A 13,215-nucleotide genomic window follows, 5' to 3' on the forward strand; every position below is an offset into this window, starting at 1 on the left:
GACGGGGCCGTCGCGGCAGGTCGTACCGGGTAAGTGAGCCGTAACCCGGCTGATAGGGTCCCCCGTGATGGAGCAGGAACGGCCGCGCAAGGCGAGCGGCGGACCCGGCGGCACGCCGGGGCGCACGCCGCCTCCCGGCGAGGCCTGGACCGCTCTGTCGCACCTCCTGACCGGAATCCTCCTCTTCGGAGGAATCGGGTGGGCGGTGGACGAACTGCTCGACCTACGGGGCTTCACCGTGGCTGGCCTGCTGGTCGGGACGGCGGCCTCGATGTACTTGATCTACGTCAGGTACGTTAAGTCCTGATCGTCTCGATTCCGCAGACTCCGGCTCCCCGGACGGCGGAACCGAAAGGAGCATTGGGTGACCACGACGGCCACCGCCCCGGCACCGGGGTTCGAGTCCCCGGGGGTCGAGGACTTCCAGCTGCCCCCGGTCTTCGGGACCGTGACCAAGCCGGTCCTGGAGCTCGTGTTCGCGGCGGTCATCATCGCCGCGTTCTTCCTGGTGGCCGTGCGCAAGCCCGCGCTCGTCCCGGGGAAGGTGCAGTTCCTCGGCGAGGCGTTCCACGGCATCGTGCGCAACACGGTCGCCCGGGACATGATCGGCGGTCGCGACTTCCTCAAGTACGTGCCGTTCCTGACCGCGCTGTTCGCCTTCATCCTGGTGAACAACCTGTTCGGGATCATCCCGTTCATCCAGTTCCCCACCTTCTCGCACCCGGGCGTGCCCTACGCGCTGGCCGCGCTCGTGTACGTCGTGTTCACGTACGCGGGCATCCAGAAGCACGGGTTCGGCGGGTACATCCGGCTGTCGACCTGGCCGCCGGACGTGCCGTGGTGGGTGCGCATCATCCTCACGCCGATCGAGTTCCTGTCGAACCTGATCCTGCGGCCGGTCACCCTGTCGCTGCGGCTCTTCGGCAACATGTTCGCCGGCCACCTGCTGCTGCTGCTCTTCGTCCTCGGCGGCGAGTACATGCTGCTGCACGCGGGGGACTGGCAGCTGAAGGTGCTGTCCCCCTTCGCCTTCCTGATGGCGATCGTCTTCACGTTCTTCGAGGCGTTCGTCCAGGTCATCCAGGCGTACATCTTCGTCATGCTCACGGCGTCGTACATCGGCACCGTCCTCGCGGACGACCACTAGGTCCCGTCGAGTCCCACCCCAGAGACCCTTCGGAACCGCGGGACGGCCGCGGACCCGGATCGAAAGGAAAGCGGAAATGATCAGCGGCAACCTGAACACGATCGGCTACGGCCTGTCCGCCATCGGCCCCGGTATCGGCGTCGGCATCGTCTTCGCCGCCTTCATCAACGGCGTGGCGCGTCAGCCGGAGGCCCGCGGCCAGCTCCAGGGCATCGCGTTCATCGGCTTCGCCCTCTCCGAGGCCCTCGCCATCCTGGGCCTGGTGCTCGCGTTCGCCCTCGGCGCCTGACCTACTCCCGTACCGGGTAGTAGGCGGAGGAGCAGACACCCATGAACACACTTGCCGCGGAGGAGTTGAACCCGCTCGTCCCGCACCTCGCCGAGATCATCGTCGGTCTCGTCGCGTTCGGGCTGCTGTTCTGGATCCTCGCGAGGACCGTGTTCCCGCAGTTCGAGAAGCTGTACGCGGAGCGCACGGAGCAGATCGAGGGCGGTCTGAAGCGGGCCGAGGCCGCGCAGGCCGAGGCGGACGCGCTGAAGAAGCAGTACCAGGACCAGCTCGCCGGCGCGCGGGCCGAGGCGGCGCGCATCCGCGACGACGCCCGGGCCGAGGGCCAGCAGATCAAGGCCGAGCTGCGGGCCGAGGCCGAGGAGGACGCCGCGCGGATCCGGGCGCGTGCCGACGAGCAGGTCGTGGCGCAGCGCGAGGCCGCGGAGCGTTCGCTCCGCGGTGAGATCGGCGGCCTGTCGGCCGAGCTGGCCGAGCGCATCCTCGGCTCCGAGCTCGCCGACCCCGCGCGCCGGTCGGCCACCGTGGACGGCTTCCTCACGGAGCTCGACGCGATGGCCCCCCGCGAGACGAGCGGGGCGCGCTGATGGCGCTCGTCCTGGCCGCCACCAGCCGCGAGTCGCTGGCCGAGGTCTCGCGGCGCTTCGACACCCGCCTGGGCCCGCTCGCCGCGGGCGACCGGCAGAAGCTGGGCGAGGAGCTCTACGCCGTCACCCGGCTGCTGGTCGGCGAGCGCGTCCTGCGCCGGGCGTTCTCCGACCCGGCCACGGCCGGCGAGCAGCGCGTCCGGCTGGTCCGGAGCGTGCTGAGCGGCAAGGTCGGGCCGGCCACCCTCGAGTCCGTCGAGGACCTGGTCGCGACCCGCTGGTCCGCGCCCACCGACCTGGTCGAGGCGACCGAGTCGCTGGCCCGCACCGCGCTGCTGGCCGCGGCGGAGAAGCAGCGCGCCCTCGACGACGTCGAGGACCAGCTGTTCCGCTTCGGCCGGATCCTGGAGCGCGAGCCGCGGCTCACCGCCCTGCTCTCCGACTCCGACGTGCCGGCGGACACGCGGGTCGGGCTGCTGGACTCGGTGCTGGGCACGAAGGTCTATCCGGTCACCGCGGCGCTGCTGCGGGACCTGGTGCGGACGCCGCGGGCCCGCCACCTCGACGTCGCCGCGGAGGAGCTGTCCGAGCTCGCCGCCGCCCGGCGCAGCCGCTCCGTCGCCTACGTGCGCACGGCGGTCGCCCTGAGCGAGGCGCAGGAGCGGCAGCTCCAGGCCTCCCTCACCCGCCTGTACGGGCGGGACGTCGCGTTGCAGGTGGAGCTCGACGAGAGCCTGCTGGGCGGCATGGTCATCAGGGTCGGCGACGAGGTCATCGACGGCAGTGTGTCGGGCAAGCTCGCCGCGGCCCGCCGGTCGATCCCGAGCTGACCGCCCCACGTTTCGAAGAGAAGGAACAGACGACAGCCATGACAGAGCTGACGATCTCCCCGGAGGAGATCCGGAGTGCGATCTCCAGCTACGTCTCGTCGCTGGAGACCGGGACCTCCCGCGAAGAGGTGGGCACCGTCTCCGACACCGGTGACGGCATCGCCCACGTCGAGGGCCTGCCCTCGGCGATGACCAACGAGCTCCTCGAGTTCGCGGGGGGCGTGCGGGGTGTCGCGCTGAACCTCGACGCGCGGGAGATCGGCGCCGTGATCCTGGGGGACTACGGCGGGATCGAGGAGGGTCAGCAGGTCAAGCGGACCGGCGAGATCCTCTCGGTGCCGGTCGGCGACAAGTTCCTGGGCCGGGTCATCGACCCGCTGGGTGCCCCGATCGACGGCCTGGGCGACATCGAGGCCGAGACCCGCCGCGTGCTGGAGCTCCAGGCGGCCTCCGTGATGGAGCGCCAGGAGGTCCGCGAGCCGCTGCAGACCGGCATCAAGGCCATCGACGCGATGACCCCGATCGGCCGCGGCCAGCGCCAGCTGATCATCGGCGACCGCAAGACCGGCAAGACCGCGGTCTGCGTCGACACGATCATCAACCAGCGTCAGAACTGGGAGTCGGGCGACCCGAAGAAGCAGGTCCGCTGCATCTACGTCGCGATCGGCCAGAAGGGTTCCACGATCGCCGGTATCCGGCAGTCGCTGGAGGACGCGGGCGCGCTCGAGTACACGACGATCGTCGCGGCCCCGGCGTCCGACCCGGCCGGCTTCAAGTGGCTCGCCCCGTACACCGGCTCGGCCCTCGGCCAGCACTGGATGTACGCCGGCAACCACGTCCTCATCGTCTTCGACGACCTGTCCAAGCAGGCCGAGGCGTACCGCGCGATCTCGCTGCTGCTGCGCCGCCCGCCGGGGCGCGAGGCCTACCCGGGCGACGTCTTCTACCTGCACTCCCGCCTGCTGGAGCGCTGCGCGAAGCTGTCGAACGACCTCGGGGCGGGCTCGATGACCGGCCTGCCGATCATCGAGACCAAGGCGAACGACGTCTCGGCGTACATCCCGACGAACGTCATCTCCATCACCGACGGCCAGGTCTTCCTCGAGTCGGACCTGTTCAACCAGGGCGTCCGGCCGGCGATCAACGTCGGCATCTCGGTCTCCCGGGTCGGCGGCTCGGCGCAGATCAAGGCGATGCGGTCGGTGTCCGGCTCGCTGCGCCTGGACCTGTCGCAGTACCGCGAGCTGGAGGCGTTCGCCGCGTTCGGTTCGGACCTCGACGCCGCCTCCGCCGCCGCGCTGGGCCGCGGCGAGCGCCTGGTCGAGCTGCTCAAGCAGGCGCAGTACGCCCCGTTCGCGGTCGAGGACGAGGTCGTGTCGATCTGGCTCGGCACCTCCGGCAAGCTCGACTCGGTGCCGGTCGCGGACGTCTCGCGCTTCGAGGGCGAGTTCCTGGACCACCTGCGCCGCAACCACGAGGGTGCGCTGGCGGAGATCCGGGACACCGGGTTGCTCAAGGACGAGAACGTCGAGCGGCTCGAGAACCTGGTGGCGGAGTTCAAGAAGAGCTTCACCGCATCGGACGGGTCCTCCGTGGTCAAGGAGCCTCAGGCCGAGGCCCTCGAGGAGGACCAGGTCGACCAGGAGACGGTGAAGGTCAACAAGCCGGCGCCGGCTTCGAGCTGACGGGGTAGGGACCGATGGCGGCACAGATCCGTGTGCTGCGGCGGCGGATCAGGTCGACGCAGTCCATCAAGAAGATCACCCGAGCCATGGAGCTGATCGCGACCTCGCGGATCGCGAAGGCCCGGGCGCGGGTCGAGGAGGCCAAGCCGTACGCCGAGCAGATGACGGCCACGCTCACGGAGCTGGCCAGCAACTCGGCGCTCGACCACCCCCTCCTCGTCGAGCGGGAGAACCCGCGGCGGGCGGCGGTCCTCGTCGTGACGAGCGACCGCGGCCAGGCGGGCGGGTACAACGCCAACGTGCTCAAGGAGGCCGAGCAGCTCCAGTCGCTCCTGCGTGAGCAGGGCAAGGAGCCGGTGCTCTACGTGGTCGGGCGGAAGGGCGTGAACTACTACCGGTTCCGCCGGCGCACGATCGAGGCGTCCTGGACGGGGTTCTCGGAGCAGCCGAACTACGAGAACGCCGCCGAGGTGGCGCGCACCCTGGTGACGGCGTTCATGGCGGGCGCGGACGACACCGAGGACTCGGCCGGCGAGGACGGCGTCCGCGGCGTCGACGAGCTGCACCTGGTCTACACGCAGTTCCGCAACATGGTGACCCAGGTGCCGCAGGCCCGGCGGATGGCGCCGATGGAGGTCGAGTACGTCGGCGAGGGCGACGGGGTCGACGCCACGACGTCGGAGACGGCGACCGGCGGTGCGACCGGGGTCCGCCCCGGCGAGTCGGGTCCCGCGGCCGGCGAGGGCCCGGCGCGGCTCTACGCGTTCGAGCCGAGCGCGGACGTCCTGTTCGACGCGCTCCTGCCGAAGTACGTCGGGGCACGGCTGTTCGCGGCCCTGCTCGAGTCCGCGGCGTCGGAGTCGGCCAACCGGCAGCGGGCCATGAAGGCCGCGACCGACAACGCGAACGAACTCATCCGTACCCTGACACTGGAGGCCAACCAGGCCCGTCAGGCTCAGATCACCCAGGAGATCAGCGAGATCGTCGGTGGCGCCGACGCTCTCGTCAGCGCAGGAAGTGAGAGCTGATGACCGCCACCGTTGAGAGCACGGCCGCCGGGACGACCACCGGCCGCGTCGTCCGGGTCACGGGCCCGGTCGTCGACGTCGAGTTCCCGCGCAACGCCGTCCCGGACCTCTACAACGCCCTCCAGGTGAAGGTGGAGTTCGGCGACCTGGCCAAGACGCTGACCCTGGAGGTCGCCCTGCACCTGGGCGACAACCTCGTCCGGGCGATCTCCATGCAGCCGACGGACGGTCTCGTCCGCGGCCAGTCGGTCGAGGACCTCGGCCGGCCGATCTCGGTGCCGGTCGGCGACCAGGTCAAGGGGCACGTGTTCAACGCGCTCGGCGACTGCCTGGACGACCCGGCGTTCCGGCCGACCGGCGACCTGTGGAGCATCCACCGCAAGGCGCCGAACTTCGACCAGCTCGAAGGTAAGACCGAGATGCTGGAGACCGGCATCAAGGTCATCGACCTGCTCACCCCGTACGTGCAGGGTGGGAAGATCGGCCTGTTCGGCGGCGCCGGCGTGGGCAAGACGGTGCTCATCCAGGAGATGATCACGCGTGTCGCCAAGAACTTCGGTGGTACGTCGGTGTTCGCCGGCGTGGGCGAGCGCACCCGTGAGGGCAACGACCTCATCACGGAGATGACCGAGTCCGGCGTCATCAACGACACCGCGCTGGTGTTCGGGCAGATGGACGAGCCGCCGGGCACGCGTATGCGCGTCGCGCTGTCGGCCCTGACGATGGCGGAGTACTTCCGCGACGAGCAGGACCAGGACGTGCTGCTCTTCATCGACAACATCTTCCGGTTCACCCAGGCCGGTTCCGAGGTCTCCACGCTGCTGGGCCGCATGCCCTCCGCGGTGGGCTACCAGCCGACCCTGGCGGACGAGATGGGCGAGCTGCAGGAGCGGATCACCTCGACCCGCGGCCGCTCGATCACCTCGATGCAGGCGATCTACGTGCCCGCGGACGACTACACCGACCCCGCGCCGGCCACCACCTTCGCCCACCTGGACGCGACGACGGAGCTCTCCCGCCCGATCTCGCAGAAGGGCATCTACCCGGCGGTGGACCCGCTGACCTCGACCTCGCGGATCCTCGACCCGCAGTACATCGGCGAGGAGCACTTCCGCGTCGCCAACGAGGTCAAGCGGATCCTGCAGAAGTACAACGACCTGCAGGACATCATCGCGATCCTCGGTATCGACGAGCTGTCCGAGGAGGACAAGCAGCTCGTCGGCCGGGCCCGCCGGATCGAGCGCTTCCTGTCGCAGAACCTGCTGGTCGCCGAGCAGTTCACCGGTCAGCCGGGCTCGACGGTTCCGCTCAAGGAGACCATCGAGTCGTTCGACAAGATCGCCAAGGGCGAGTTCGACGACGTGCCCGAGCAGGCCTTCTTCCTCTGCGGCGGTCTCGAGGACCTCGAGAAGAACCGCAAGAGGCTCGAGGGCTGATGGCGGTGTGCCCACTCGCGACGAAGGAGCGAGTCCATTGGCTCAGATGATCGTGGAGCTGGTCGCGGTCGAGCGGCGGCTGTGGTCGGGTGAGGCGAGCTACGTGCTCGCCCGCACCACCGAGGGCGAGCTGGGCATCATGCCCGGCCACGAGCCCACGCTCGCGCAGCTCGAGGAGGCCGGCGTCGTCCGGATCGACCCGGTGGACGGATCGCCGCTCACCGTGGCCGTGCACGGCGGCTTCCTGTCGATCTCGCCCGAGCGCGTGTCGATCCTGGCCGAGTTCGCCGAGCTCGCCGACGAGATCGACGTCAGGCGGGCCCGCGCGGCGCTCGACCGCGCGGACGTGTCGGACGACGACGGTGTGGCCGCGCGCAAGCGCGCCGAGGCACGGCTGCGGGCGGCCGAGGCCGCCACGGCCGGGCAGTAGACCCGAACCAGGAGCGGGAGGCGTCGGGCAGCAGTGGCCGGGACCGTGGCGATCGTGGTCGGGGCCGTGCTGCTGCTCGCGTGTCTGTTGCTGGGCTGGCTCGCCGTACGGCGGGTGCGACTCATGCGGGGCGGCGGTGTGGACCTGTGTCTGCGCCGCCGCTTCGCCGTCACGGACTGGCACTTCGGCGTCGGGCGCTACCGGGGGGACGAGTTCGCCTGGTTCCGGCTGACGAGCTTCCGGGTGGGCCCGACCGTCGCCATCGACCGCACCGAGGTCGAGATCGTGGACCGGCGGGACCCGCTGCCGGAGGAGTCCTTCGCCATCCCCTACGCCACCGCGGTGCTGCGCTGCCGCGACCGCGGGGAGGACGTCGAGATGGCCATGGACCGGGACGTGCTCACCGGCTTCCTGGCCTGGCTCGAGGCCACCCCGCCGGGCCGCACCGGCTACCGGCAGGCCAGCTGACTGGTCGCGTCATGGAACCATAATGCGCTTTCGGCTCGTCCGTGGAAGCAGTATGGAACCATAATGCTCTGAATTCCGGTGCTGAGCCGCAGCATGGTTCCATGGTGCCCAGCGGGTTAGGCTCGGCCCATGGCCGTGCACCTGACCAGGATCTACACCAAGACCGGCGACGACGGGACGACCGCGCTCGGCGACTTCAGCCGGGTCCCGAAGACCGACCGTCGGCTCGCGGCCTACGCCGACACCGACGAGTGCAACGCGGCCGTGGGCGTCGCGGTCACGGTCGGACAGCTGGACGAACGGCTCCTGGCCCCTCTTCGACAGGTGCAGAACGACCTGTTCGACGTCGGCGCGGACCTGTGCGCGCCGATCGTGCCCGACCCGGAGTACCCGCCGCTGCGGATCGACGAGGAGTACGTGACCCGGCTCGAGGGCTGGTGCGACGAGTTCAACGCCGAGCTTCCCAAGCTGGCCTCGTTCATCCTGCCCGGCGGCACGCCCGGCGCCGCCTACCTGCACGTCGCCCGGACGGTCGCGCGGCGGGCGGAGCGGAGCGTCTGGGCGCTGCTGGAGACGGACGCCGAGCGGACCAACCCGCTGACCGCCAAGTACCTCAACCGGCTCTCCGACCTGCTGTTCATCCTCTGTCGCGCGGCGAACCCGGCGGGCGACGTGCTGTGGCAGCCGGGTGGGCCCGAGGCGGGCCGCTGAGCCGGGAGCCGATACCGTCGGGCGTCGTGACGGAGCATTTCGCGGTCCGCGGCGGGGCCCGGCTGTCCGGGACGGTCGACGTCGTCGGGGCGAAGAACAGCGTGCTGAAGCTGATGGCGGCGGCGCTGTTGGCGGAGGGCACGACCACCATCACGAACTGCCCCGAGATCCTCGACGTCCCGCTGATGGCGGACGTGTTGCGCAGCCTCGGCTGCACGGTGCAGGTCGAGGGGGACCGGGTCACCATCGACGTCCCGGCCGAGCCCGGCGCCCAGGCGGACTACCGCTCGGTGTCGCGCCTGCGGGCGTCGGTCTGCGTCCTGGGGCCGCTGGTGGCGCGCTGCCGCAAGGCCGTGGTCCCGTTGCCCGGCGGCGACGCCATCGGCTCGCGGCCGCTGGACATGCACGCCAACGGGCTGCGCAAGCTGGGCGCGACCACCGAGATCGAGCACGGCCGCGTCGTCGCCCAGGCCGACGACCTGCACGGCGCACAGATCTGGCTGGACTTCCCGAGCGTCGGCGCCACCGAGAACATCCTCATGGCGGCGGTCCTGGCCGAGGGAACCACCGTCATCGACAACGCCGCACGGGAACCCGAGATCGTGGACCTGTGCGTGATGCTGCAGCAGATGGGCGCGACGCTCGAGGGCGTCGGCTCCTCGACGCTGACCGTGCACGGCGTCCCGCGCCTGCAGCCGACCACCCACCGCGTGATCGGCGACCGGATCGTCGGTGCGACCTGGGCCTTCGCCGCGGTGATGACGCGCGGCGAGGTCACGGTCCGCGGGGTCGACCCGCACCACCTCGACCTCGTGCTGGACAAACTGCGCAGCGCCGGGGCCGAGACCCGCACCGGCGTCGACGAGTTCTCGGTGTCGGTGTCCGGCCGGCCCCGGGCCGTCGACTTCGTGACGCTGCCGTACCCGGGATTCGCCACCGACCTGCAGCCCATGGCGATCGCCCTCTCCGCGGTCGCCGACGGCACCTCGATGATCACCGAGAACGTGTTCGAGGCGCGCTTCCGGTTCGTCGACGAGATGGTCCGGCTGGGCGCCGACGCCCGCACCGACGGCCACCACGCCGTCGTGCGGGGGGTGGAGCGGCTCTCCAGCGCCCCGGTGTGGGCCAGCGACATCCGGGCCGGTGCGGGCCTCGTACTCGCGGGGCTGTGCGCGGACGGCGTGACCGAGGTCTGGGACGTCGACCACATCGACCGCGGCTACCCCCGGTTCGTCGAGAACCTGACCTCCCTGGGGGCGGGCATCCGGCGGGTGTCGGCGGACCCCGAGCGCTAGGCCGTCGCCCACCGGTCGGAGCAGTCCGGGATGCCGAGTACGTCCCGACGTGCGACAGTCCGCGTCACTCCGGGTGGCTTCTCACCCGGACGCGTGACCCTCCGGAGGTATCGATGACCGACGCCAGCCCTGAGCGTTCGCCCCGCACCTCGCGCCGGCACGGCGAGGGGTGGAGCCCGGACCGGGCGTCGGACGGCACGTCGGGCGGCGGGGTCGTCGACGGGCTGGGCGAGGTCGCCGGCTCCGTCGGCACGGCGGCCCGCGGCGCCCACCGGCAGGCCGCGAAGGCCGCTCGCAGCGAGCCGGTGCGCAAGGGTGCGCGCGTGGGGATCGCCGCCAACGGCGTCCTGCACCTGCTCATCGCCTGGCTCGCCCTGCAGGTCGCGCTGGGCGACGGCGGCGAGGCCGACCAGAGCGGGGCGGTCAGCACGCTCGCGCAGCAGCCTCTCGGCCGGGTGCTGCTGTGGGTGCTGTTCGTCGGCTTCGTGGCGGTCGTGCTGTGGCGGTCGTCGAACGCGCTGTTCGGCTTCGGCTACGTCGAGGAGGGCAAGAAGAAGCTGGTCAAGCGGCTGGTCAGCGCCGGGCAGGCCGTCGTGTACGCGGCGCTGGCCGTCCTCACCGCGCGGGCCGCGGTGCAGGGGAGCGCGCAGGGCGGCGGCGGCAGCAAGGCCACCGCGGGCGTGCTCGGTCTGCCGGGCGGGCAGGTCATCGTCGCGATCGTCGGCGTCGGCGTGGTGATCGGCGGCGGCGTGATGATCTGGCACGGCGCGAAGAAGAAGTTCACCGAGGACCAGGACCTCGCCGGGGTCGACCCGCACGCGCGCACGGTCGACGAGCGGACCGGCCAGGTCGGCTACATCGCCAAGGGGATCGCGATCGGCGTGCTGGGCGGCCTGATCGTGTCCGCGGCCGTCACCTTCGACCCGGCCAAGGCCAACGGCCTCGACAGCGCGCTCAAGACGCTCGCCGGCCAGCCCTTCGGCGTCGTGCTGCTGGGACTGGTCGCGGTGGGGATCGCGGCCTACGGCCTCTTCTGCTTCTTCGACGCGAAGTACCACCGGGTCTGAGGCGAAGTACCACCGGGTCCGGAGAACCCCTCCGTTCGGAGGGCTCGTCACCGGGGTGCGTACTTTCTCGCGCGGATCGCGTAGTTTTCCACCCAGACCGATGTGACGAGGCCCGTTCGACTGGGGTGGCGGAGGCTACCGGCCAGTACGATCCGGGGCGTCTTCGACGTGGAGGTGTCCGGTGCCGTACCCGACCGACCGAGAGCGCGACCGCCCCTGGGTGATCCGGACCTACGCCGGTCACTCGTCGGCGGAGAAGTCCAACGCGCTCTATCGGCGCAATCTCGCCAAGGGCCAGACGGGTCTGTCCGTCGCGTTCGACCTGCCGACCCAGACCGGGTACGACCCGGACGACGAGCTCGCCAAGGGAGAGGTGGGCAAGGTCGGGGTGCCGGTCAGCCACATCGGCGACATGCGGACGCTCTTCGACGGCATCCCGGTCGCCGAGGCCAACACCTCGATGACGATCAACGCACCGGCGATGTGGCTGCTGGCGCTGTACGTCGCCGTGGCGGAGGAGCAGGCGGAGGCGTCCGGGCTGGACCACGCCCAGGTGCGCGCCAAGCTCGCGGGCACCACGCAGAACGACATCGTCAAGGAGTACCTGTCCCGTGGGACCTACGTGTTCCCGCCGGCGCCGAGCCTGCGGTTGATCACGGACATGGTGGCGTGGTCGGTCACCGAGATCCCGAAGTGGAACCCGATCAACATCTGCAGCTACCACCTGCAGGAGGCGGGCGCGACGCCGGCGCAGGAGTTGGCCTACTCGCTGTCCACGGCGATCGCGGTGCTGGACTCGGTGCGCGACTCCGGGCAGGTGCCGCAGGAGCGCTTCGGCGACGTCGTCGGGCGGATCTCGTTCTTCGTCAACGCCGGGCTGCGGTTCGTCGAGGAGATGTGCAAGATGCGCGCCCTCGGCCGGTTGTGGGACACGATCACCCGCGAGCGCTACGGGGTGGAGAACCCCAAGCAGCGGCGGCTGCGCTACGGCGTGCAGGTCAACTCGCTGGGGCTCACCGAGGCCCAGCCGGAGAACAACGTCCAGCGGATCGTGCTGGAGATGCTCGCGGTGACCCTGTCGAAGGACGCGCGCGCCCGCGCGATCCAGCTCCCCGCGTGGAACGAGGCGCTCGGCCTGCCGCGGCCGTGGGACCAGCAGTGGGCGCTGCGCATGCAGCAGGTGCTCGCGTACGAGACCGACCTGCTGGAGTACGAGGACATCTTCGCGGGCTCGCACGTCGTCGAGGCCAAGGTGGCCGAGCTGGTCGAGGCCGCGCAGGCGGAGATCGACCGCGTCCAGGAGATGGGCGGGGCCGTCGCCGCCGTGGAGAACGGCTACATGAAGGGCGAGCTGGTCACGGCCCTGGCCGAGCGACGCCGTCGGATCGAGTCCGGCGAGGACGTCGTGGTCGGCGTGAACCGGTTCGAGACGACCGAGCCCAGCCCGCTGCAGGGCGACGCCGCCGCGATCGAGACCGTCGACCCGGCGACCGAGGCCGCCGCGATCGCCGCGATCACCCGGTGGCGGGCCTCCCGGGACCAGGCCGCGGTGTCGGAGGCGCTGACGAGGCTGCGGGACGCGGCCAAGACGGACGAGAACCTCATGCAGGTCTCGATCGACTGCGCCAAGGCGGGCGTCACCACCGGCGAGTGGGCCGGGGCGCTGCGCGAGGTGTTCGGGGAGTTCCGGGCGCCGACCGGGGTGTCGGCCGCCGTGGCCTCGGGGGAGGCGGCCGTGGAGATCGCAGAGGTGCGCGAGCGGGTCCGGGCGACCGGCGACGAGCTGGGATCGCGACTGCGCATGCTGGTGGGCAAGCCCGGGCTGGACGGCCACTCCAACGGCGCCGAGCAGGTCGCCGTGCGGGCCCGCGACGTCGGCTTCGAGGTCGTCTACCAGGGCATCCGGCTGACGCCGGCGCAGATCGTGGCGGCGGCGGTGCAGGAGGGCGTGCACGTCGTCGGGCTGTCGGTGCTGTCCGGTTCGCACCTCGAGGTCGTGCCGGCGGTCGTCGAGGGCCTGCGCGCCCAGGGTGCCGACGACGTCCCCGTCATCGTCGGCGGGATCATCCCGGCCGAGGACGCGACGGTGCTGAAGCAGAAGGGCGTCGCCGCCGTCTTCACGCCGAAGGACTACCAGCTCACCGAGATGATGGACGAGATCGTCACCCTCGTCCGCCGCCAGCACGGGCTGGACGTGCCCAGCTGATTCCCCGGGCCGGGCAGGGGACCGTTCGGATCGCGA

Annotated in this window: 14 protein-coding genes; all 14 read left to right on the plus strand. The window is 71.0% G+C overall.

Annotation, left to right across the window (positions count from 1 at the left end; all coding sequences use genetic code 11):
- Nucleotides 1–67 precede the first annotated feature (67 nt).
- On the plus strand, nt 68–307 hold the full coding sequence (locus ACL02T_RS00210; protein ID WP_412828550.1) for an AtpZ/AtpI family protein: 240 nt from the start codon (nt 68–70) through the stop codon (nt 305–307).
- Nucleotides 308–364: 57 nt separating this feature from the next.
- Nucleotides 365–1,147 (plus strand): F0F1 ATP synthase subunit A, encoded by a 783-nt coding sequence (gene atpB, locus ACL02T_RS00215; protein ID WP_412828551.1) that lies wholly within the window; start codon nt 365–367, stop codon nt 1,145–1,147.
- Nucleotides 1,148–1,223: 76 nt separating this feature from the next.
- Complete coding sequence (gene atpE / locus ACL02T_RS00220; protein ID WP_232870488.1) at nt 1,224–1,436, plus strand: ATP synthase F0 subunit C; 213 nt, start codon at nt 1,224–1,226, stop codon at nt 1,434–1,436.
- A gap of 41 nt (nt 1,437–1,477) precedes the next feature.
- Nucleotides 1,478–2,023 carry a F0F1 ATP synthase subunit B gene (locus ACL02T_RS00225; RefSeq protein ID WP_412828552.1) on the plus strand — a complete coding sequence of 182 codons (546 nt, stop codon included), beginning with the start codon at nt 1,478–1,480 and terminating at the stop codon, nt 2,021–2,023.
- Entirely contained in the window at nt 2,023–2,853 is an 831-nt protein-coding gene (locus ACL02T_RS00230; RefSeq protein WP_412828553.1) for a F0F1 ATP synthase subunit delta, read from the plus strand. Before ACL02T_RS00225 ends, ACL02T_RS00230 begins: the two co-directional genes overlap by 1 nt.
- A 38-nt stretch (nt 2,854–2,891) precedes the next feature.
- Nucleotides 2,892–4,538 carry a F0F1 ATP synthase subunit alpha gene (atpA, locus tag ACL02T_RS00235; protein WP_412828554.1) on the plus strand — a complete coding sequence of 549 codons (1,647 nt, stop codon included), beginning with the start codon at nt 2,892–2,894 and terminating at the stop codon, nt 4,536–4,538.
- Between the two features lie 14 nt (nt 4,539–4,552).
- Entirely contained in the window at nt 4,553–5,566 is a 1,014-nt protein-coding gene (locus ACL02T_RS00240; RefSeq protein WP_412828555.1) for a F0F1 ATP synthase subunit gamma, read from the plus strand.
- Nucleotides 5,566–7,002 carry a F0F1 ATP synthase subunit beta gene (gene atpD, locus ACL02T_RS00245; protein ID WP_412828556.1) on the plus strand — a complete coding sequence of 479 codons (1,437 nt, stop codon included), beginning with the start codon at nt 5,566–5,568 and terminating at the stop codon, nt 7,000–7,002. The genes ACL02T_RS00240 and atpD overlap by 1 nt, the downstream gene beginning before the upstream one ends.
- A gap of 46 nt (nt 7,003–7,048) precedes the next feature.
- A complete protein-coding gene (locus tag ACL02T_RS00250; RefSeq protein ID WP_412829301.1) occupies nt 7,049–7,432 on the plus strand; it encodes a F0F1 ATP synthase subunit epsilon in 384 nt (127 codons plus the stop codon).
- 33 nt (nt 7,433–7,465) lie between these two features.
- Nucleotides 7,466–7,900, plus strand: a complete 435-nt coding sequence (locus ACL02T_RS00255) for a DUF2550 domain-containing protein (protein WP_412828557.1) — start codon at nt 7,466–7,468, stop codon at nt 7,898–7,900.
- A 129-nt stretch (nt 7,901–8,029) separates the two neighbouring features.
- A complete protein-coding gene (locus ACL02T_RS00260) occupies nt 8,030–8,611 on the plus strand; it encodes a cob(I)yrinic acid a,c-diamide adenosyltransferase (RefSeq protein ID WP_412828558.1) in 582 nt (193 codons plus the stop codon).
- A gap of 26 nt (nt 8,612–8,637) precedes the next feature.
- Nucleotides 8,638–9,906, plus strand: coding sequence for a UDP-N-acetylglucosamine 1-carboxyvinyltransferase (murA, locus tag ACL02T_RS00265; RefSeq protein WP_412828559.1), 1,269 nt, complete (start codon nt 8,638–8,640; stop codon nt 9,904–9,906).
- Nucleotides 9,907–10,019: 113 nt separating this feature from the next.
- Nucleotides 10,020–10,973, plus strand: coding sequence for a DUF1206 domain-containing protein (locus tag ACL02T_RS00270; RefSeq protein WP_412828560.1), 954 nt, complete (start codon nt 10,020–10,022; stop codon nt 10,971–10,973).
- Between the two features lie 181 nt (nt 10,974–11,154).
- Nucleotides 11,155–13,179, plus strand: coding sequence for an ethylmalonyl-CoA mutase (locus ACL02T_RS00275; RefSeq protein ID WP_412828561.1), 2,025 nt, complete (start codon nt 11,155–11,157; stop codon nt 13,177–13,179).
- Nucleotides 13,180–13,215 lie beyond the last annotated feature (36 nt).

Source organism: Pseudonocardia oceanicola, from assembly GCF_047200735.1.
Lineage (GTDB): Bacteria > Actinomycetota > Actinomycetes > Mycobacteriales > Pseudonocardiaceae > Pseudonocardia.

Excerpts from the sequence above, each read along its gene's own strand:
- ACL02T_RS00230 (WP_412828553.1), top strand. The coding sequence starts at position 2,023 with ATGGCGCTCGTCCTGGCCGCCACCAGCCGCGAGTCGCTGGCCGAGGTC.
- ACL02T_RS00250 (WP_412829301.1), top strand. The coding sequence starts at position 7,049 with ATGATCGTGGAGCTGGTCGCGGTCGAGCGGCGGCTGTGGTCGGGTGAG.
- atpA (WP_412828554.1), top strand. The coding sequence starts at position 2,892 with ATGACAGAGCTGACGATCTCCCCGGAGGAGATCCGGAGTGCGATCTCC.
- ACL02T_RS00270 (WP_412828560.1), top strand. The coding sequence starts at position 10,020 with ATGACCGACGCCAGCCCTGAGCGTTCGCCCCGCACCTCGCGCCGGCAC.
- atpD (WP_412828556.1), top strand. The coding sequence starts at position 5,566 with ATGACCGCCACCGTTGAGAGCACGGCCGCCGGGACGACCACCGGCCGC.
- atpE (WP_232870488.1), top strand. The coding sequence starts at position 1,224 with ATGATCAGCGGCAACCTGAACACGATCGGCTACGGCCTGTCCGCCATC.
- ACL02T_RS00210 (WP_412828550.1), top strand. The coding sequence starts at position 68 with ATGGAGCAGGAACGGCCGCGCAAGGCGAGCGGCGGACCCGGCGGCACG.
- ACL02T_RS00225 (WP_412828552.1), top strand. The coding sequence starts at position 1,478 with ATGAACACACTTGCCGCGGAGGAGTTGAACCCGCTCGTCCCGCACCTC.
- ACL02T_RS00240 (WP_412828555.1), top strand. The coding sequence starts at position 4,553 with ATGGCGGCACAGATCCGTGTGCTGCGGCGGCGGATCAGGTCGACGCAG.
- ACL02T_RS00260 (WP_412828558.1), top strand. The coding sequence starts at position 8,030 with ATGGCCGTGCACCTGACCAGGATCTACACCAAGACCGGCGACGACGGG.